Raw genomic sequence first — 19776 nt, forward strand, 5'->3', positions numbered from 1 at the left:
CGCGGGCTGCCGAACCGCCCTGATCGGACGATCCGGGCGTCTCCGTTCAGCGACCGGGCGGCAGGGCGTAACCGACGTAGCCGCGGAACTCCAACCGCCAGCCGGCCGGCACCAGCTTCGTGCAGGCCGGACGGCTGCCGGTGCAGACGATCGCGTCGACCGAGGAGGGGTCGGCCGGCGGTCGCTCCGGCAGCACCGACTGCAAAGCCACCAGGTCGGGGGAACTCCCGTCCGGCTGCCGCAGCAGCAGCCACCACGGGTACTCCCAGTTGTCGTTCTGCTGCACCAACCCGATCCGCCGGGCATCGCTGTCGCGCACCGCCTCCGCGGCCCAACGGAACTCGTCGGCCCACTGCGGGCGACGCAGGAACCGGGTGTCCCAGTCCGAGGTGGTGAAGACCGAGCCGGAGCCGACCAGGCGGCGCGGGAAGCCGTACGACAACGCGAGCACCCCGGCCAGCGCCGAGGTCGCCAGCACGGTGACCGTCACCGCTGTGGCCACCGATCGGCGCGCCGAGTTCGCGCGGCGGCGACGCAGGAGCGCGTCGACCCAGAGCCCGGCCAGTGGGACTGCCAGCACCACCGCGTAGAGGATCAAACGGTTGCCCCACGGCTGCCACTTGATCATCGAGGTGTGCAGCAGGACAGCGGCCAGCACCACCACCGCGTACGCGCGCAGCGGCCCGGACTGCTCGGGATCGATCCGGCGCGGACGGGCGAGCGCGACGACAGCACCGATCAGCGCCAGCGCCCCGGTCAGGGGGAACGCCACCCGGTCCTCGTCCGGATACCAGGCCGGCTCCGGGAAGATCTCCCGACCGAAGGTGATCGCCCGGTCCTGTGGGTCGACGCCGATCACACCCGCACCGTCGATGATCACCTCGGCGCCGGCTCGCCGCAGCGGCGCCAGCGGTGTGTCGAATGCGGTGTGCCCGATCCGCAGGGCGTTGACCAGGATCGACTGCGGGTCGTGCCGTTCCATCGGGATCGACTCACGCAGCCGTGGTGGGCCCAGCGGATGCCCGAACTCGGCGGTCACCCGAGCCAGGAACGGGCCGACCACCACGGCCGCGACCAGCAGGATCAGCACCGAACCGCCGACCGTGCGGGCCACCCCACCGACCGGCCGAGGCCGCCGAGCCGCGTCGGTTGTTGCCGCGCTCGCGGCCGGGACGGTTGTTGCCGCGCCCGCCGCCAGGGTGAGTCGGAGCTGCGCCAACCCCCAGAGCACCAGGAGCGGGCCGACCGCGATCAGGCCGCTGGTCTTGGTCACCGCCGTCAGGCCGGTGGCCGCCCCCAACCCGAGCAGCGTGCCCCAGCCGGTCCGCCGGCGCAGCCCGTCCAACACCAGTGTCGCGGCGCAGGTGACCCACGCCGCGCAGACCAGGTCGGTCTGCGTGCTGGTCGCCTGGAGCACCACCATCGGCGTGGTCGCCAGCACGAACGCGGTGAGCAGTTGAGCCCTCCGCCCGCCGCCGAGCTGCGCGGTGATCCGTGCGGCCACCAGAAGACAGAGCACTCCGGCCGCCCACTGCACCAGGTTGTGCAATTGGTCCCCGCCGGTGAGGAGCCGGAGGTGCAGCAGCAGGTACTCGGCTCCGGGCGGGATGGTCACCTGCCGGTGGATGGCGGTGGGCCAGAAGTCCAGGTCGCCCTGGGCGACCCAGTGCTCCACCTTCGGTAGGTGGTACGTCTGCGAGTCGAAGTTGTTCGGCTCGGCGAGCAGTGCGACCAGCAGCTCCAGCAGGACCAACCCGGCGATCGTGCCGACGAGCAGCCGTTCGCCCCGTCCGGCCGTACGCCAGGCGTCGACCGCCACGGAGAGCAGACCGGAGGGTGCGGGAGAGGTCCGCGTCGGAGCGGGGCCTGAGTTGGTCGCAATGGGCTCGACGGCCGGGTCCGGGCTGTCGCCGGACATGACCGCTCCGACCGCCACCGGCTGTGGGGTGGCAACGGAAGGAGGCGCTGGTCGGTTCGACCGTCGCCGCAGACCGGCCGCTGTCGCGGCAGTGACCAGAAAGAGCAGCCAGGCGGTGACGAAGGCCGGCCGATTCAGCGCGTGCATCGCGCCGAGAAGCTCGACGACGAGTACCGCGTACACCCCGGTCAGCAGTGCGGAGCGCGCCACGGCGAGTCGCAGCGGTGCGACCGCATCGACCGCACGCGACCTCAGTGCGACGGTGAGTAGGAGCACCGAGGCGACGGGAATCACCGCGAGCAGGGAGCCGGCAGCCGACATGGCGGGAAGTAAACACCATCCGCCTGAGTCCGCCACGCCGACGGCCCGACGGTGGCGGCACGCGGTGGGTTAACCAGCCAGGCTAGGCTATGCCCGACGTGTTGTCGCCACCGTGGAGATTCCCGTGAAGCTCTCGATCCTCATGCCGGTCTACAACGAGGAAGAACGCATCGCGGATGCCCTCAAGCAGGCGTTGGCGGTTGACTATCCCTGCGAGATCGAGCTGGTCGTGGTCGACGACGGCAGCCGGGACGGCACCGGCGAGGTCCTCGGCCGCGCCGACGACGCACGCCTGCGGGTCATCACCCACCAGCGCAACGCCGGCAAGGGTGCAGCCATCAAGACGGCTGTCGACAGCGCGGAGGGTGACTACATGGTCATCCTCGACGCCGACCTGGAGTACGACCCGCAGGACATCCCCAAGCTGCTCGACCCGGTGCTCGACGGGCGGGCCACGGTGGTCTACGGCAATCGCACCTTCGGCAGCCACAGCGCCTACAGCTTCTGGTACGTGATGGGCAACAAGGGCGTCACGATGGCCGCCAACGTGCTGTTCAACTCGTACATCGGTGACCTGGAGACCTGCTTCAAGCTGATGCCGGTGGCGCTCTACCGGTCGCTCGGGGTGCGCTCGCGCGGCTTCGGCATGGAGGCCGAGGTGACCGGCAAGCTGCTGCGTCGCCGCATCCGCCCGTACGAGGTGCCGATCAGCTACCGGGCACGTGGCCGGGAAGAGGGCAAGAAGATCACCTGGAAGGACGGGGTCGAGGCGATCTGGATCCTCGGCCGCGAGCGTGCCCGCCGCCGTCCGGCCCCCGCGTCCCGCTGACCCGACGTCAGCTCTTTCGAGCGGGCTAACCTCTAGTTGAAGCGCACTTCAACTAGAGGACCTGGTGATGCCGGATTCGTTGACGATCGGTGAGCTGTCAGTCCGCTCCGGCGTGGCGCCCTCGGCGCTGCGTTACTACGAACGACTCGGGCTGATCCGCGCCGACCGGACCGGCGGCAACCAACGCCGCTACGCCCGCGCCGAGCTGCGGCGGGTGGCCTTCATCCGGATCTCCCAGCAGGTCGGCGTCTCGCTCGACGAGATCCGCGCGGCACTCGACTCGCTTCCCGAAGGCCGCACCCCCAGCCCACAGGACTGGGCGCAGCTCTCCGCGAGCTGGCGGAGCCGGTTGGACGAGAAGATCAGACTGCTCGCCGAACTCCGCGACAACCTGGACGGCTGCATCGGCTGTGGGTGCCTCTCCCTGCAACGCTGCGTGCTCTACAACCCCGGGGACGCGCTGGCCGGCGAGGGCCCTGGCGCACGCCTGATGCTGCCACGACCGGCGGAAGCGCCTCCCGCCGTCACCCCAGGGTGAGCAGCACCTTGCCGAAGTGATCGTTCGACTCGACGAGCCGGTGCGCCTCCGCCGCCTCGGTCATCGGCAGCCGCCGGTCGACGATCGGTCGGACCGTGCCCGCCTCGATCAACGGCCACACCTCGTCCCGTACGCCCTGGACGATCTCCGCCTTCTCCGCGAGGGGCCGGGAGCGCAACGACGTCGCGGCGACGCTCGCCCGCTTGGTCAGCAGCGCGCCGAGATCCAGCTCGGCCTTGCGCCCACCCTGCATCCCGATCACCACCAGCCGCCCGCCGGTGGCCAGCGCCGAGACGTTCCGCCCCAGGTAGGACGCGCCCATGATGTCCAGGACGACGTCGACGCCGCGACCGTCGGTGGCCCGCCGGGCCTCCTCCACGAAGTCCTGCTCCTGGTAGTCGATCGTGTGCGACGCGCCCAGCTCACGCAGCCGGGAATGCTTGGCCGCCCGGGCGGTGGTCAGGACGGTGGCGCCCAGCGCGGCCCCGAGCTGGATCGCGAAGGTGCCGATCCCACTGCCCCCACCGTGCACGAGCAGGGTGTCACCCGCGCCGAGCCGCCCCACCTGGACCAGGTTCGACCAGACCGTGCAGGCCACCTCGGGCAGCGCCCCGGCGTCCACCGGGTCGCAGGCCGGCACCGGCAGCAACTGCCCGGCGGGCACCGCCACCCGCTCCGCGTACCCGCCGCCGGCCAGCAGCGCGCAAACCTGCTGCCCGACCGCCCATCCGGCAACGTCCGCGCCGACCACTGTAATGACCCCGGAACATTCCAATCCGGGGTACGCGGGCGCGCCCGGCGGCGGCGGATAGTTACCCTGCCGTTGCAGCAGGTCAGCGCGGTTGACCCCGCTGGCCCGCACATCCACGATCACCTCGTCCGGGCCCGGCTCCGGGTCGGGCACCTCGGCCCAGACCAGCGCTTCGGGTCCACCGGGCTGCGGAATGGTGATGGCTCGCATGGGCCCAGTCTTCCCGATCTTCCCGGCCGCCGCAGGCGCACCGTCCGGCCCACTGTGGACAGGCCGAAGCGCCTGCCCAACCCGTACGGGGAGGGACACCGGGCCGGCCGGAGTGAGCCGTGGCAGACTATGCGTGGCCGTACGCCTGCGGGTGGCGGCCCAGGAGGGTTCGCCTAGTGGCCGATGGCGCTGGTCTTGAAAACCGGTAAGGCAGCGATGTCTTCGTGGGTTCGAATCCCACACCCTCCGCTTCCCCTGGTGGGGTGTTTACGCAGATCAGGCCCCGACTTCGGTCGGGGCTGTTTGCTACCGGTGGGCTGGTGGGGGGCTAGGCAAGTCGGCAGAGGGGTGCGACCGCCGGTCTGCAGCCGTCAGGTTGCCGGCAGGTAGATGGCGATCCAGTCCCTCAGCCGTTTCAGCACCAGAGGATGGACGTCGACCATCTCGATCCGCTCGGCGACCACTGCTGGTTCGATGAGCCCGGCCCGGATCAGCGCGTCGGCGAAGGTATGGTCCTTCTCCCTGCCAGCTATCAGCTTGGACACGACGCAGTCGTGCGGCTCGAGCGTGTAGCCACGCCCCGGTCGGGTGCTCTGGGACTCCACCAGAACCAGTCGATCCCGCCACCCATCGGGCAGCCTCGCGGTCGACACACTTACGCCCTGGGCGTAGTAGCCGTTCGTCTCGTGGAACAGCGAGAACTCGCCGATGGCACCGTCGACCTGGTCAGCCTTCTGGTCGTCCGGGTCGTTGAAGAATGCCACGTCGACTTCCATCGAGGCGGTGGCTTCCAGCGGAAGCCTGCTCTCCGGGATCGCCCCCAGCACCGACTGGCTGCCGATGACGAGGACGTCCGGGTCCCCGGCGATCTGGCACGCGGACCGCAGGACATGCTCCAGTTGCTCGCGTCTCACGCCGCCCGCTTCCAGCCGCTGCGTCTGAATGACTCAAGAATCTTCGTCCGCTGTGGCTGTGACAGGACCCCGGCAAAGGGCGAGTTCTGTCGTAGCTCCACCGCTTCCGGATCATCCGAGGTCAGCACTTTGAGGACGGCGCCGACGCCTTCGTTGATCTTGTTCTGCCAGCGATTCAGCCACACTTCGGTCATGGTCCCTCGGTGCTGCCGGAGGAGTCGATCGAGATTCTCCCTGGCCTTGCCCAGCACCTCGTCCGGGTCGGTGACCAGACTGCCCGCCACCGCTTGGTGCAACCACAGCGACTTGAGCTGATCACGAGTCAGCTCCGGCTTCGGGTGCAGCAGGGCCTCAACGTCGTCCCGCTTGATCCTCCGATGCATGCCGACCTTCACGAACGGCAGCTCGCCGCGCTCGCACAGGTTGACCACCTGCTGACGCGACGACCCCAGCAGCTTGGCAACCTGACCGGTGGTCAGAAGGCCCCTACTCGTCGTCACCATAGGGCGAGCATGCGCTGCAAACGCTAAAAACGCAACTCCCTGTGCCTCGTTCCCGCTGGTCGACACGCCAACTGAACCGAGGCTCCGGGTGAACGGCTGCGCTACGGGAGAGCGTTGGCCGGTGCCGCCGCCATCGCGCGGTGGCCTGTGCCGCTGACCGCTGCCGCACCGGTGCTGATCAGAATCGCCACGACGGCGACCATGCCACCGAGCCCTGGACGGGGCATGACAGCAGGTACCGCGCCATCGAACAGGGCTGATGATTCGTCGTAGGTGAGCGCGAGGAGGAGCGTCGATCCGCCGGCGACCAGACTCAGCGCGGCGGTGGCTGCCAGGGTGAGCGCCGGACGGGCGGCCCGACTGAGTACGGCCCAGGCGACGCAGGCGTGCAGCGCAAGAACACTGCCCACATACCCACCCCAGCCAGGGAATCTGGTGAGTGGCACGGTGATGTCGCCGTAGTGGGCCCACGGAAGTGCGATGGCGGAGAGCAGGCTTCCCGCAGCTCCGGCGACGGCAGCGGACAGGGCAAGGCTCCTCGTCATGGCTTGACCTCCCTGACGCCTCGCATGGAGAGCACCTGGCCCGCCACGCCCATCAATCTGGTCGTGGAGTAAGATGCCGATCGCGGTCAATGTTAAGGGCGATGTCCTCGTGGGTTCGAATCCCACACCCTCCGCCACCGTGATCGACTCGGTTTCGCCGACGTTGGTGTATCGAGACGTCGTGGATACCGCGACTTCCTGGAAGGCGAGTGGATCACGATTCGGCCGGGTCGACTGAGGTCCCGGACCGGCCCCTGGTCCACGCCTCGTAGCTGAGCAGCACGGCCAGGAACGCGGTGAGCAGGCCGAGGGCGGCCAGGCCAGGCAGGTAACGCCCGACGGGGAGGAGGAGCAGCGCCACGGCGGGCGCGAGAAACTGCTCGGGTCGTACGCACCTGACGCTGAGGGCCAAAAACGTCGCCCGGCCGGCGAGGTACAGGGCGGTCCCGCCGAACAGCGCGACTGCCGGGATCCAGTGCAGGGTTTCGTGGGACTTCCCGTGCGCCAGGCCGGCGAGCACCTCCTCGACCCCCAGCGCCACGTAGATGGTGCCGGCGAGCAGCGGGAGGTGGGCGACGCTGTACGCGTTGCCGGCCATGAAGCCCCGGTGCAGCCCGGAGTCCGTCGTCAGTGCGTTTCCGGCGCTCGCCGCGCTCGGAAAGTACAGCCAGTACAGGCATCCCGTGACGGTGAGGGTGAGCAGCGCCGCCGCCAGGGTCGGCCAGTGGATGTCTTCGGTACCGACGCCGGCGCCGACGGAGATCAGGGATTCTCCGAGCGCGATGATCACCACCAGGCCATGCCGTTCCGCGAAGTGGCCGGGGCTGCGTACCGGCCACCCGCCCACCAGCAGGGCCAGCACCCCACCGCCCATGTCGACGATGAGCGCCGCTGCCCAGAGCAGGACCTGCGCGGTGCCGCCGAACACGGCTCCGAGGACGAGTGGGACCGAGGACAGCGCTGTGGTGAGGGCGTAGAGCCGAACGGTTCTGAGTCGCCGAGGATCGTCCACCGACGCCCAGTAGAAGAGAGCGAACTGGGTCGACCGCACCACGACGTACGCCAGCACCAGGATCAGTCGGGGTGCCCTCGTACCCCTGCCGGTTTCCCAGGCTTCGGGGAGGACCAGCGCGATGAGGAAGACGGCTGCCATCGCCACGGCGACGCCCGCCCGGATCAACCCGACGTCGAGCCGGACGTAGTTGCCCAGCCAGGCATAGACCAGCCAGGAGTTCCACAGCAGCATGAGGACGAGCAGGCCCTGCACCAGCGTCACCGACGTGGGTCGCTCGCTCATGAACGTGGTGACCCGGATGAGCCCGAAGACGAGCACGAGGTCGAAGAAGACCTCGAACAGCGTCGGTCGGTGCGTCTCTGCGGTGACCACCGGCCGGGATCGGACGATCCGCCACATCAGATCATCTTGACTGTTGGTCCCGGAGGGTTGCGGCGTCCCGCGTCCCGGTCACTCCGGCGGGTCCGCGCTCCGCCGCTCGTCGCGGATCGTCTCCTCGGCCAGTCGCTCGACTGCTCGTCGGCGTTCCTCGGCAATGGCCCGTGCGTCCCGGCGGCGGAACGCGGTGAGGACAGCTACCGCGAAGTCCCGCCAGATGCCGGCCACGATGTCCCCCTGAGGAACGTTGCCCGAACTCCACCGTAGCTCCGGAAAACCACTGTGCCGCTCGTCGGAAGGGACAGCACGGGGTAAGAAGAGGCTGGTATTTCCGCACACCGGAAGGATTCGTCCCGATGACCCTGGAACGACCGATTGCCCCGGACCCGTACGAGCTGCTGCCGACGCTGCCCTCGTTCACGCTGACGAGCGACGACGTGCAGAACGGCGAGCCGATGGACGCGCGGCACGCCCACGGCAGCACCGGGGGCGAGAACGTTTCGCCGCAGCTGACCTGGTCGGATTTCCCCGCCGAGACGAAGAGCTTCGCGGTGACCTGTTACGACCCCGACGCACCGACCGGCAGCGGCTTCTGGCACTGGGTGCTGGTGAACGTGCCGGTTACCGTCACCCAGTTGCCCACCGGAGCCGGTGGCGCGGCGGGCACCGACCTCGGTGGCGCGTTCTCGGTCCGCAACGACTACGGCGAGCAGGGGTACGGCGGGGCGGCTCCGCCGGCCGGTGACCGCCCGCACCGGTACGTCTTCGCGGTGCACGCCGTGGACGTCGAGCGCCTGGACCTGACTCCGGACGCCAGCCCGGCCTACGTCGGTTTCAACCTCACGTTCCACACCCTGGCCCGTGCGGTGATCCGCCCGACGTACCAGATCAAGGAGTAAACCCCCTCTCGTCGATCATGGAGTTGTGGTGGGTGTCGAAACACCCGACAGGTCATGAGCCTGGCACCACAACTCCATGATCGACCGGGACTGGGCGGGCCGGGCGGGGGTGGGCTGGCTGGGCGGGGGTGGGTCAGGAGGGGACGCGGGCTACCGCGAAGACGGACTGGCCGAACGGGGGGCGGACGAGCTGCTCGGCGGCCTTGGTGGCGGGCAGGACGACGGTGTCGTACACCTTGACCATCGGGCCCTCCTTCGGCATCAGCCGGAAGACCTTGGTCGCCATGAAGTAGCCGATCAACCCCAACGCGTTGGCGTAGTGGATCTTCTCGACGGTCAGGCCGGCCTCGGTCATCGCCGCCTGGAGGGTCTTCTTCGTGTAGCGGCGGACGTGCCCGGTGGCGATGTCGGCCGGGCCCATCGCGAACTGGAACGCCGGCACGATGATGATCACCGCGCCGCCGGGTCGGACCAGGTCGCGCATGCTGCTAAGCGCGCCGACGTGGTCCTCGATGTGCTCCAGGACGTTGTACGAGACGGCGGCACTGTATTCGCCCCGGTCGTTGTGCGGCAGCAGCATCTGCCGGACGTCGATGTTCGGCCGCTTGGCGAGGCGCTCCTTGAGCTGCACGAGCCGGTCCGGGTCGGCCTCGGTGGCGGTGAACCGCGGCAGCCGCTCCGACCACTCCAGCGCGTAGTCACCGAGGCCGCTGCCGATCTCGATGGGGTCGTCGCCGAGGTACGGCACCGCAAGCTCGATGAACCAGCGACGGTGGTTGACAGCCGTCGCCAGGCCTTCCAGCACCTCGGACTGCACGCGCTGATCCCCAGTGATTTCTGCCATGCGTCGATTCCTCACGATATGAACTCGACCCGTGCCTGGACCGACAGAGTGAATCATCCGCTGGGAGGGCAGAAGAATCGGGGCATCGGGGGTGGCCGAATTGTGGTCGGGGGGTGGGTTCGTGATCGGCGGTCGGCGAACCCGGCACATAGTACGGCAGTACCCCGAAACATGTCACGGCAGCGTCAGGCCGTGACTATCCTCTGAATTGTCATGACTACTCCCGAATCGGACGCGCCCAGCGACGGCCCGGCGGCTGCGTCGGTGGAGGGGGCCTCGGCTGATGCCCGAAGGCCACGCCGGGGGAGGGTGGCCGACCTGGCTGCCGTGCTGAGCTTCGTTGTGCTCGGCTTCTGGGTCACGTGTCGACTCTGGCTCGACCCCGGCGGCGCGGTGCGTGACAACGAGTCCGATCAGTCGCAGTTCGAATGGATGATGGCGCACGGTGCGCGGGTAATCACCCATTTCGCATACCCGTTCCATTCGGATCAGATGAACGTCCCGGACGGCGTCAATCTGATGGCGAACACGTCCGTATTATCCATTTCGTTGCCATTTACGCCTATCACCCTGCTGTTCGGGCCTCGGGCGTCATTCCTGGTCTTTCTCACCGCCGGCATGATTGCCACAGCGACCGCCTGGTACTTCCTGCTCTCCCGGGTCCTGATCGGCAGCCGTGGGCCCGCCTGGCTGGGTGCCGGCTTCTGCGCGTTCGCGCCCGCGATGGTGTCGCACGCCAACGGGCATCCGAACATCGTGTCGCAGTTCGTCGTTCCGCTGATCATCTGGCGGACGCTGCGACTCGGCGACCCGGGCCGCTGGCTGCGCAACGGCGTCCTCCTCGCGCTCGTGATCGTCTGGCAGGCCTTCCTCAACCTGGAGATCCTGCTGATGACCGCGATCGGGGTCGGTGTGGTCATCGGCGTGCTCGCCCTCGGCCGCGCCGATCTCCGAGCACGGATCCGGCCCTTCCTCGCCGGACTCGCCGTCGCGGCCGGGGTCGCCGGGCTGCTGCTGGCATACCCCCTGTACGTGCAGTTCTTCGGTCCGGGCGCGTACTCCGGGCTGTCCCGCCTGATCCGTGGCTACTCCAGCGACCTCGCCTCGTTCGTCGCGTACTCCAGGGAGTCACTCGCAGGCAGCCCGCGCACCGCCGCGGGCCTGGCCAAGAACCCGACCGAGGAGAACAGCTTCTTCGGCTGGGCGCTGGTCGTGTTGGTGATCGCCCTGGTCTGGTGGTTGCGCCGCTCGGTCGTCGTGCTCGCGCTGGCCGGGCTCGGCCTGCTCTTCGCGGTGCTCTCGCTGGGCCGCGAGGTCCGCTTCGACAACAAGGGGACGGGTGTGCCGGGCCCCTGGGCGGTGCTGGAGAACCTGCCCATCCTGCATTCGGTGGTGCCGACTCGCTGGGCGTTGGCGATCACCCCGATCATCGGGCTGCTGCTCGCCTACGGTGCCGAGCGTGCCCGCGAGCTGGCCGCCTCGCACCCGGCGGCGCGGGGACAGATCCGCTTCGTCACCGCCACAGTGCTCGTGATGGCCCTGCTCCCGATCGTGCCGACCCCACTGCCCGTGGCCCATCTCGACCCGGTTCCCACCTTCGTGACCAGTGGGGCGTGGCGTCAGTACGTGACCGGTGGGCGCAGTGTGGTGGCCCTGCCGTTGCCGGACAGCACCTACGCGGAGCCGCTGCGCTGGTCCGCGGCGACCCGGCTGGACATGCCGCTGGCCCGCGGCTACTTCCTCGGGCCGGACACCCGGCCCAGCGCCGATCCACCAAAGGTCGCGCTGTTCGGGGCCACGCCACGTCCCACCAGCAGCTTCTTCGCCACCATCCGTCGCACCGGGGCGGTGCCGCCGATCACCCCGCAGACCCGGGTCCGAGCGGTCGACGACCTGCGGTTCTGGCGGGCCGGAGTGGTCATCCTCGGCCCACACGAGCACGAGGACGCGCTGCGTCGGGGGATGACCGAACTGACCGGCATCCAGCCGGTCTTCACCGGAGGGGTGTGGGTGTGGGACGTCCGACCGTTGACCGACTGAGGCTCAGCGGACGCAGCAGCCCTGGCAGACCTTCGGCCGGGGGAGCGTGAAGGCGAGGCAGCAGGTGCGCCGCTGCACTGTCGGTTCACCGGTCGGGCCGGGCACCAGCTCGATCAGGTCGCTCAGGTCGAGGGCGCCGAGCAGGGTGTCGATGCTCTGCACCGTCGAGCCGGGCAGGCCGTCGGCGGCCCGGAGGATGCCGTGCGCGATGCCGGAGGCGACCGAGCCGAGCAGCGTCCGGGTGCCCACCCGGACCTCCGACTGGATCGCCGTGATGAGCGGTGCCAGGTGGGAGTCGAGCAGGGAGACGCGCAGCGCGGTCAGCAGCTCGGCCTCGTCCGCGACGACCCGGACCTCCGGCAGGCCGGCGAGCGCCAGCGGGTCGCTCGGCAGCACTGCCACGGCGATCCCACGCCGCAGGCCCATGGTGAGCAGCTGCCGGTGGTCCTCGAAGTGGATCAACACGTCGGCCGGATCGAACAGCGGCACCCGCCGGGCCGAGGCCCAGCCGAGCACGACCGGCAGCGCCGTCCAGTAGCTGTACGACTTCCAGGCCAACGCGGCGCAGGCGTGCGGGGTGCCACCCCAGCGGGTGGCGGCACCGTTCAGCAGCTCCGGCAGCCGGCTGCCGTCGATCAGGGTGGTGGCGGGTGACCAGCCGAACTCGTCATCGACCAAGAGACCCGGGGCGAGGCCCGGAAGATCATCGGTGCCGAACATGGCTCGTAGCGCCGCGGTGACGGGGGCGAGTGGCGTGGCGGTCATGTCCCGCCCCGGCAGCACCGCTGTCACCTGAGATCCCCCGTCCGCGTGACCGAGGAGTGTGCGCCCCGGCGGACGACCACTGCCGTCCTGAGCTAAGGCTAGCCTAACCACGCCCTCGGGTCTAAGGGAAGCCTCACCTTGGTCGAATCGGGAGGCCCAGGTCACGCCGGTTGCCCGGTGGGAGAAGCGCCTCTACCTCGGCTAGTACCCGGCGGTTTCGCAGGAAAACGCTGCCGCAGGATCGATGTCTATCGGTGAATTGTCAATCAGAGTGTCGACAAGATGCCAGATACGTGTGCGCTCGGGCACGGAACGTGAAACTTATATCCCCCGGCCACGAGGAAGCCGATGACGACCTCACCCCTCGAACGGGCTGCCGACTCCTTTGCGGCCGAGCTCGCCCGGCAACGGACCGGGCGAGGGCTGTCCAAGAAACAACTAGCCGTCCTGATGGGGTTCGACCCCTCGTATGTGAGCCACGTCGAGGGACGCCGGCACCGGCCGACCGAGGACTTCGCCCGCCGCGCCGAGGCCGTCCTGGAGGCCAGCGGCGCGATCTGGCAGCGCTTCCGGGAGTACGACGACCTCCGCCACGCCCGCACGGGCAACCCGCCCCGAGAGCAGTATTCGCCCGGGCAGTGGCTCCCACCGGGCACCGGCCTCGTCGTGGAGCGGGAACTCGCCACCCTCACCCACACCGACGACGGCTACCGGTGCGTGATCCACCGCGAGTTGTACAACGCCGGCACCGAGCCGGTCACCCGCTACCTGGTCCGGGTCGCCGTCGACCGCTACCCGAACGACCCCGGCCGCTCCAACCGGCACCACCGGGAACACCCGCTCACCTTCGCCGAGCTGCAACTACAGGCCCGCCGAGACGACGGCGGCGGCGAACCGGAGCCGATGCACTGGCGTGCCAAACACGACCGGGACGCCTTCAAAGAAATCTGGCTGCTCTTCGAGAACGGGGAGCGACGGTTCCCGCTCTACCCGGGCGACCGGGCCACCATCGAGTACGCGTACAGCGTCGGTCACGAGAAGTGGGGCCCCTGGTTCCAACGGGCGGTCCGGCTGCCCACCCGGCAGCTCGCCGTACGCCTCGACCTGCCCGCGCCGCTCGACCCGCAGGTCTGGGGCGTGGAAACCTCCCTCTCCGCGGAGGAGGGCCCCCTGCGCACGGCACCGCAACGGCACGACGAGGGTGACCGGGCGATCTACGACTGGCAGACCGACGACCCTCCGCTGAACGCCCGCTACCGGATGCAGTGGCGTTTCCGGGCCCGACCGGAAACGGAACCCGACAGCGGCCCCGGCGGTGCCCGGGTACGCCCCAGCGACCGGATGCGCGGTCTCGGCATCGTGCAACGCGGCGACGACCTGCTGCGCCAACACGTCCGCCCGTTCGACCTGCCCGTCGAGGAACCCGTCGCCCGGGACCTGGTCGACCGGCTCAGCACGGCCCTGGCCCGGCTCGACGAACTGCACCCGTTCAGCAAGGGGGTGGGGGTTGCCGCACCGCAACTCGGAGTCGGCCGGGCGGCGGCAGTGGTCCGGCCCCCGGACCGCTCGGCGGACCCGGTCGTGCTGCTCAATCCCCGGGTGGTCGACGCCGGCCCGGACACCGACGAGCAGTACGAGGGCTGCCTCTCCTTCTTCGACCACCGGGGTCTGGTGCCCCGACCGCTCCGGCTCGACGTGGAGCACGCCCAGTGGGACGGCAGCCGGGTCATCACGTCGTTCGAGTTCGGCATGGCCCGGCTGGTGGCTCATGAGATCGACCACCTGGAGGGCCGGCTCTACGTCGACCGGATGGCGCCCGGGGTGCCGCTGGTGCCGGTGGAGGAATACCGCGAGACCGGGCACCCCTGGCGCTACTGACCGTTGGGGACCGGGGCGCGTGCCCCAGGGGGCAGGGGCACGCGCCCCGGTGTGGGGGGAGGAACGTCTAGAGGTCACCGAAGGTGTCGTAGCGGATGTGCGGCGGCGGCACCTCGTCCGCGGCGAGCACCCGCAGCGTGGAGCGGACCATCCGGGCGGAGCCGGAGACGTAGCAGTCGTGCGTCGTCCACGGGCCGTACCGGGCCACCACGTCCGGGATGTCGCCCTGCTCCCCGTCGAAGTCCGGCTCCTCGCTGCACGCCGGCGTGACCGACAACCACGGGTGTACGGCCACCAGCTCCTGCAGCCCGGCCAGGCCGTACAGGTCCGCCGCCTGCCGGGCGCCGTAGAAGACGTGCACCCACCGGGTCCGGTTGTAGGTGGCCAACTCCTCGACGAGTGCCTTGATCGGTGCCAGTCCGACCCCGCCGGCGACGCACAGCACGTCCCGTTCGGAGTTGCGGTCCAGGGTCATCGACCCCATCGGGGCCGCCACGCGGAGCAGCTCACCCGGCCGCACCCGACGGACCAGCGCGCCGGACACCCAACCGGCGCCGGGCGACCGCACGTGGAACTCCAGCAGGTTGTCGTCGTTCGGGGCGTTGGCGATCGAGTAGTTCCGCCACACCCGAGGGTGGTGGCGCGGGGCCTCCAGGCTCACGTACTGCCCGGCCTGCCACCGCAGCGGATGCTGGAGCGCCCGACAGGTCAGCACGGCGGTGTCCGGGCCGTACCGCTCGTGGGTCAGCACCTCGGCGTGCCAGAACGGCGGGTCGTCGTCGGCCTTCGCGCCGGCCACCATCAGGGCGGTGATCGCCGCGTACGCCTCCCGCCACGCCTGGTCGTACTCCAGGTTCCAGCCGTCGCCGGCGGTGCTACGAAGGGCATCCAGCAAGGCGACTCCCATCGTCGCGTAGTGCGAGTCGTCGACGTGGTACTTGCGGTGGTCGCGGCCCAACGCCCGAAGGAACTCGTCGAAGCTCTCCGGGTCGTCCACCGTGTGGATCGCCGTGATGATCGCTTCCAACAGGCGGTCGCCCTGGCCGGTCATCTGCACCGGAAAGAGTTGCCGCAGGGCGGGGTCGAGCAGGAACAACCGGGCGTAGAAGTGCCCGCTCAGCCGGACCCGGTCGTCCTCGACCAGGGCCCAGCTCTCCTTCAGCAACCGCGCGAGGTTGTCCACGGGGCGCTCCTTCTCCTGACGGCAGCGGATCGGGCGCCCATAGAATCTCCACGGAGAGTGTCGACTGGTCGCACAGAATGTGCGATCGGCTCATGCTGGCCGGTCGGCCGTGTCACCGGCGCCACCCGTCGGGCAGAGTGGTGCGGTGACCGTTGAGCTGTCCCGCCCGGTGTCCCGCCGACTGCTCGGCACTGAGACGTTGCTGGTCCTCGGCCTGTCCCTCGGCCAGTCCGCCGTCTACGCGGTCGTCTCGATCATCGCGAAGCTGACCGCTGACGGCCCGCTGTCCAAGCAGACCGCCTCGCTGAACACCTCGGCGTCGTCCCGACCCTGGCTGGACCTCACCTACCAACTGCTCGGCATCGTGTTCGCCCTGCTGCCGGTGCTGCTCGCCGTACACCTGCTCAGCCGGGACCCCGGCGACCCGGTGCGAACCCTCGGTCTGGACGCCCGGCGGCCCGGTCAGGACCTGGCCCGGGGCGCCGGCCTGGCGGCGCTGATCGGCCTGCCCGGGCTGGCGCTGTTCTGGGTGGCCGCCCAGTTGGGGGTCAACGCCACGCTGGTGCCGGCCGCGCTGCCGGACCTCTGGTGGACGGTTCCGGTGCTGATCCTCGCCGCCGTGCAGAACGCCGTGCTGGAGGAGGTGATCGTGGTCGGCTACCTGGTCACCCGGCTACGCCAGCTCCACTGGCGGCTGGCGGCGATCATCGCGGCCAGCGCGCTGCTGCGTGGCTCGTACCACCTTTACCAGGGCTTCGGCGCGTTCGTCGGCAACGCGGTGATGGGCGTCGTGTTCAGCCTTTTCTACCTGCGCACCCGCCGGGTGATGCCGTTGATCATCGCGCACACGCTGCTCGACGTGTTCGCCTTCGTCGGCTACGCGTTGCTGCCCCGGGAATGGTTCGACTGGCTCTGACCGGTCAGCTGGCCCTGACCTGTCGGCTGGTTCTGGCCGGTCAGCGTCGCGCAGGCCGGTAGACGGCCGCCGCACGCGCCGCGAGCCGGTCGGCCGCCGCCGCGTCGCCCAGCGCCGCCGCGAGCATCGCGGCCCCCGGCAACAGTCGCGCCACCAGCCGCAACGCGACCCACCCGCCGGCCTGCGCGGTGAGCGGAGCGGCCAGCCGCCAGGCGGCCTCCGCCGCCCGGGGCCAGCCTCCCTCGACGGGGTCGCCCGCCTCCTGCGCGGCGGCCAGTGCCGCCTCCGCGCTCGCCGTGTCCGGGTGGACCTGGGTGAGCACCAGCAACTCGACGGCCCGGTCGGGATGCGCCGGATCCTTGCCGTACGCGGCGGCCAGGTGCAGCACCAGGTTCGCGTGCGTCCACAGCACCGAGGTCAGCTCGGCCAACGGCGCGAAGAACCCGGCCAGCGCGGCGGTCGCCCCACCCGCGCCCGCCGAGCGGACGAACCGCCGAATGGCCAAGCGGGCCAGACCGTCCGCCGGCGCGTCCGGATACCGCGCCCGCAGCCGCGCGGCCCACTCGGCCGCGCCGGGACCGAGGGCCCGCACTGCGGCGAGAGCCAACAGCTCCGGCGCGAACCCCGGGTGGTCGAGCACGCGCGAGGCCGTCTCCCGCAGTTCCGATTCCGGGGTACGCCCCGAAGCGGGCACCGCGTGCTGCTCGGCGGGGAGGTCCAGTGCCGGGTGCTGCTCGAGCACGGGTGCTGGGGCGGCCTTCTTCGGCGTGGCGCTCTTCCGGGGGGTCGCGGCGCGCCTGGTCGGTGCCGGTGTGGTCGGCGTCACCTCGGTAGCCGCCTCCGTCGCCTTCCGGGCGGCGGCCCTGCGGGCGGGTGTGGTCCGCGCCGGCGGAGTGGGATCCTCCGACGCCTCGGTCTGCGAGGGGCGGGCCTTGGGCCGCTGGGTCTGCGGAGCGTCGGCCTCGGGTGCCGTGGCCTTGACTGCCGTGGCCTTGGGTGCCGTGGCCTTGGCCGGCGCGGCCTTGGGTGTCGTGGCTCTGGTTGTCGTGGTCTTGGGCGTCCTGGTCGTCGGGTCGGCCTGCTCGGCGGACGGCGGGCTCGGCTGGTCGGAATTCGCCTCGGCGGCCGGTGGCGTCGGCCGCTCGGCGGTGGCGTCGCTGGCCGAGGCGGTCGGTGCGCGCCTCGGTTGTGGGGGCAGGGCGCGGTCCGGCTGCGGCGGCTGGAAGAGCACCGCCGGGGCGGCCTTGGCCCGTCGAGGGCGCTGGCCTGCCGCAGCCGCTGCCGGCGGTGTCGCCTCGTCAGAATGCTCAGCGGACGTCGCGGGCTGCTCGGCGGCGACCGGCGGGGTGAAGGTGGCCCGTGGCGAGCGCCGACGCGCCCTCTCAGCAGGCTCTCGACGGGTCGGCTCGCTCGGCGGCTGCTCCTGCATATCGATGGAGCGTAGTCCTGATCACTCCGTCGCACAGCGCGGAAACACGGGGGCGGTTGGCCCCGGCGGGCGTACCCCGGAAGTCGTTTTGCTCCCGGTGGGTGCCGACCTGTATTCTCGGCCGCGGTGGTCTACAGGGCTGCCAGGGAGACTTCGCCTAGTCTGGTCTATGGCGCCGCACTGCTAATGCGGTTGGGGTCTTAAAGCCCCTCCCGGGTTCGAATCCCGGAGTCTCCGCGCGAAAGCCGGGTGTGTACACTGGCTGAGCACGAGCGCCCGTAGCTCAATGGATAGAGCATCTGACTACGGATCAGAAGGTTAGGGGTTCGAGTCCCTTCGGGCGCACGTTTCAAGAAGGCCGTGACCTGCGAAGCAGGGTCACGGCCTTCTTGCTTTTCCATTCCCGCCAGCCGACTCCCCGTCTGTCGGGGCCGTGATAATCCAGCGGTTGGCGGCTTGCCGTCTTCTTCGCGGCTGATCGAACTGGACGTGATCTGGATCCGGCTGGCGCCCGTGCAGTGACGGTCGTCCGGCCTGGCTCAGCCGCGCCCGAGCCACAGTGCCGCTTCGAGCGGCCGGATCGGTTCAGGAGGACAGCCATGCCGAGACGGAACTGAGCAGTTCGCTCGGCGTGGTGGCGGTGACGGTGGCAGCAAGGGTGCCGATGGTGACCGCGCGCAGGGAGTCACGCCATGCATGGTCGGCAGACTCCATGACCTGCGCGATCGGGCAGGGGGTGTCACACCGCTCGGCGGGGATGGCCATCGGCCCGCGCTGGCGGACTTCGGTGCAGCGGAATGCCGGTTGGGATCCGTCGATCGCCTCGACGACGTCGAGCACCGTGATCTCGGTCGCGGGCCGGGTGAGCAGATAGCCGCCCGACGGCCCTGATGCCGAGCGTACGAGGCCGGCCCGCGACAGCAGTTGGAGCTGTTTCGCCAGGTAGGTGGGCGATGCGTCGTGCAACTCGGCGAGCTTCGCCGCCGCGACCGGCTCGGTGGCCGCGCTGAGGAGGACGCAACAGTGCAACGCCCACTCGACCCCACCGGACATCTTCATGGCGGCAGCCTACTTGACTCGGACATGAATTGTCCGGGTAGTATCGCGGATAAAAGTTGTCCGCAATGAAGGGTGGAGTCGTGCGCATCGTCGTCGCCGGGGGGACCGGTCTGATCGGGTCGAAAGTTGTCGCGTTGCTACGGGGGCAGGGCCACGACGCCGTGCCCGCAGCACTCCAGACCGGCTTCGACACGATCACCGGCCAGGGCGTCCGAGACGCGTTCAAGGGTGCCGAAGCCGTCCTGGACGTGACCAACCGGGCAGTCTTCGAGCCGGACGTGGTGATGAACTTCTTCACCACCTCTACCCGCACGTTGCTCGACGCCGGCCGTGAGGCCGGGGTCCGGCACCACGTGGTGCTCTCGATCGTCGGCGTCGACCGGCTTGCGTACCCGGGCTATCTCAGCGCCAAGGCCGCTCAGGAACAGCTCGTCGCCGACTCCGGCATCCCGTTCACGACCGTCCGGTCCACGCAGTTCTTCGAGAACCTCATCGTCATGGGGGCGGGCATGGCCCAGGGCGACCGGATCGTGCTGCCGGGCGCTGACCTGCAACCGATCGCCGCCGTGGATGTCGCCGCCGCCTTGGCCGAGGTCGTCACCTCAACCCCAGCCGACGGGGTGGTCGAGATCGCCGGGCCGGAACGCGGATCCTTCGCACGCTTCATCGGCCCGGTTCTGGCCGCGCAGGGCGACGCACGCCCCATCAGGACCGACGTGAACGCCGACTACTTCGGCGTTCCGATCGTGCACGACTCGCTGGTTCCGCTCGGTGCGGCGCGCATCGGCCGGACCACCTTCGAGGACTGGACCGCTTCGCGGGCGTCGTTGCGGGGTTGAGG

Annotated in this window: 19 protein-coding genes and 3 tRNA genes; 10 read left to right on the forward strand and 12 right to left on the reverse strand. The window is 70.0% G+C overall.

The features are described 5' to 3' along the window. Window positions 1-46: 46 nt before the first annotated feature. Entirely contained in the window at window positions 47-2239 is a 2193-nt protein-coding gene (locus O3438_RS23210) for an ArnT family glycosyltransferase (RefSeq protein WP_269681885.1), read from the reverse strand. 124 nt (window positions 2240-2363) lie between these two features. On the opposite strand from O3438_RS23210, the gene O3438_RS23215 reads away from it, so the two are divergent. Both O3438_RS23215 and soxR read left to right on the forward strand, forming a co-directional pair. Next, window positions 2364-3068: a glycosyltransferase family 2 protein gene (locus tag O3438_RS23215; protein WP_269681886.1), complete on the forward strand. Its 705-nt coding sequence runs from the start codon at window positions 2364-2366 to the stop codon at window positions 3066-3068. Between the two features lie 67 nt (window positions 3069-3135). Then, window positions 3136-3606, forward strand: coding sequence for a redox-sensitive transcriptional activator SoxR (soxR, locus tag O3438_RS23220; protein ID WP_269681887.1), 471 nt, complete (start codon window positions 3136-3138; stop codon window positions 3604-3606). On the opposite strand, the gene O3438_RS23225 is transcribed toward soxR, so the two are convergent. Further along, the gene (locus O3438_RS23225; RefSeq protein WP_269681888.1) at window positions 3593-4567 is read right to left on the reverse strand and encodes an NAD(P)H-quinone oxidoreductase; all 975 of its coding nucleotides are present in this window, start codon (window positions 4565-4567) and stop codon (window positions 3593-3595) included. The two genes, soxR and O3438_RS23225, sit on opposite strands and share 14 nt — an antisense overlap. Window positions 4568-4729: 162 nt before the next feature. Here O3438_RS23225 and O3438_RS23230 point away from each other — a divergent pair. Then, window positions 4730-4816: transfer RNA gene (locus O3438_RS23230), tRNA-Ser, on the forward strand. Between the two features lie 122 nt (window positions 4817-4938). Here O3438_RS23230 and O3438_RS23235 read toward each other — a convergent pair. The 5 genes from O3438_RS23235 to O3438_RS23255 form a co-directional block, all read right to left on the reverse strand. Beyond that, on the reverse strand, window positions 4939-5481 hold the full coding sequence (locus tag O3438_RS23235; protein WP_269681889.1) for a DUF6036 family nucleotidyltransferase: 543 nt from the start codon (window positions 5479-5481) through the stop codon (window positions 4939-4941). Continuing rightward, window positions 5478-5984, reverse strand: coding sequence for a helix-turn-helix domain-containing protein (locus O3438_RS23240; RefSeq protein ID WP_269681890.1), 507 nt, complete (start codon window positions 5982-5984; stop codon window positions 5478-5480). Before O3438_RS23240 ends, O3438_RS23235 begins: the two co-directional genes overlap by 4 nt. Window positions 5985-6085: 101 nt before the next feature. Beyond that, entirely contained in the window at window positions 6086-6529 is a 444-nt protein-coding gene (locus O3438_RS23245) for a hypothetical protein (RefSeq protein WP_269681891.1), read from the reverse strand. A 214-nt stretch (window positions 6530-6743) separates the two neighbouring features. Next, a complete protein-coding gene (locus O3438_RS23250) occupies window positions 6744-7943 on the reverse strand; it encodes a low temperature requirement protein A (protein ID WP_269681892.1) in 1200 nt (399 codons plus the stop codon). A 51-nt stretch (window positions 7944-7994) separates the two neighbouring features. Beyond that, a complete protein-coding gene (locus O3438_RS23255) occupies window positions 7995-8150 on the reverse strand; it encodes a hypothetical protein (RefSeq protein ID WP_269681893.1) in 156 nt (51 codons plus the stop codon). Window positions 8151-8278: 128 nt separating this feature from the next. Here O3438_RS23255 and O3438_RS23260 point away from each other — a divergent pair, with 128 nt between their 5' ends. Beyond that, window positions 8279-8821, forward strand: a complete 543-nt coding sequence (locus tag O3438_RS23260) for a YbhB/YbcL family Raf kinase inhibitor-like protein (RefSeq protein WP_269681894.1) — start codon at window positions 8279-8281, stop codon at window positions 8819-8821. 133 nt (window positions 8822-8954) lie between these two features. Here the strand turns inward: O3438_RS23260 and O3438_RS23265 are convergent, their stop codons facing one another. After that, window positions 8955-9665 carry a class I SAM-dependent methyltransferase gene (locus O3438_RS23265; RefSeq protein ID WP_269681895.1) on the reverse strand — a complete coding sequence of 237 codons (711 nt, stop codon included), beginning with the start codon at window positions 9663-9665 and terminating at the stop codon, window positions 8955-8957. Between the two features lie 213 nt (window positions 9666-9878). Between O3438_RS23265 and O3438_RS23270 the strand changes: the two genes are divergently transcribed. After that, window positions 9879-11705 (forward strand): hypothetical protein, encoded by a 1827-nt coding sequence (locus O3438_RS23270; RefSeq protein ID WP_269681896.1) that lies wholly within the window; start codon window positions 9879-9881, stop codon window positions 11703-11705. Between the two features lie 3 nt (window positions 11706-11708). Here the strand turns inward: O3438_RS23270 and O3438_RS23275 are convergent, their stop codons facing one another. Further along, window positions 11709-12470 (reverse strand): hypothetical protein, encoded by a 762-nt coding sequence (locus O3438_RS23275; RefSeq protein ID WP_442929735.1) that lies wholly within the window; start codon window positions 12468-12470, stop codon window positions 11709-11711. A gap of 348 nt (window positions 12471-12818) precedes the next feature. Between O3438_RS23275 and O3438_RS23280 the strand changes: the two genes are divergently transcribed. After that, window positions 12819-14348, forward strand: a complete 1530-nt coding sequence (locus O3438_RS23280; protein ID WP_269681897.1) for a peptide deformylase — start codon at window positions 12819-12821, stop codon at window positions 14346-14348. 67 nt (window positions 14349-14415) lie between these two features. Here the strand turns inward: O3438_RS23280 and O3438_RS23285 are convergent, their stop codons facing one another. Continuing rightward, the gene (locus O3438_RS23285) at window positions 14416-15531 is read right to left on the reverse strand and encodes a globin domain-containing protein (RefSeq protein ID WP_269681898.1); all 1116 of its coding nucleotides are present in this window, start codon (window positions 15529-15531) and stop codon (window positions 14416-14418) included. 145 nt (window positions 15532-15676) lie between these two features. Between O3438_RS23285 and O3438_RS23290 the strand changes: the two genes are divergently transcribed. Then, window positions 15677-16447 (forward strand): CPBP family intramembrane glutamic endopeptidase, encoded by a 771-nt coding sequence (locus tag O3438_RS23290; protein WP_269681899.1) that lies wholly within the window; start codon window positions 15677-15679, stop codon window positions 16445-16447. Between the two features lie 40 nt (window positions 16448-16487). Here O3438_RS23290 and O3438_RS23295 read toward each other — a convergent pair whose 3' ends face one another. After that, window positions 16488-17876, reverse strand: coding sequence for a hypothetical protein (locus tag O3438_RS23295; RefSeq protein ID WP_269681900.1), 1389 nt, complete (start codon window positions 17874-17876; stop codon window positions 16488-16490). A gap of 146 nt (window positions 17877-18022) precedes the next feature. Between O3438_RS23295 and O3438_RS23300 the strand changes: the two genes are divergently transcribed. Both O3438_RS23300 and O3438_RS23305 read left to right on the forward strand, forming a co-directional pair. Next, window positions 18023-18113 (forward strand) — tRNA-Ser (locus O3438_RS23300). Window positions 18114-18148: 35 nt separating this feature from the next. Continuing rightward, window positions 18149-18221, forward strand: a tRNA-Arg gene (locus O3438_RS23305). A 240-nt stretch (window positions 18222-18461) separates the two neighbouring features. Here O3438_RS23305 and O3438_RS23310 read toward each other — a convergent pair. Next, window positions 18462-18935: an RrF2 family transcriptional regulator gene (locus O3438_RS23310; protein WP_269681901.1), complete on the reverse strand. Its 474-nt coding sequence runs from the start codon at window positions 18933-18935 to the stop codon at window positions 18462-18464. 80 nt (window positions 18936-19015) lie between these two features. Between O3438_RS23310 and O3438_RS23315 the strand changes: the two genes are divergently transcribed. Next, window positions 19016-19774 carry an SDR family oxidoreductase gene (locus O3438_RS23315; protein ID WP_269681902.1) on the forward strand — a complete coding sequence of 253 codons (759 nt, stop codon included), beginning with the start codon at window positions 19016-19018 and terminating at the stop codon, window positions 19772-19774. Window positions 19775-19776: the final 2 nt, after the last annotated feature.

The sequence above is a fragment of the Micromonospora sp. WMMC250 genome (assembly GCF_027460215.1).
Classification (GTDB): Bacteria; Actinomycetota; Actinomycetes; order Mycobacteriales; family Micromonosporaceae; genus Micromonospora; species Micromonospora taraxaci.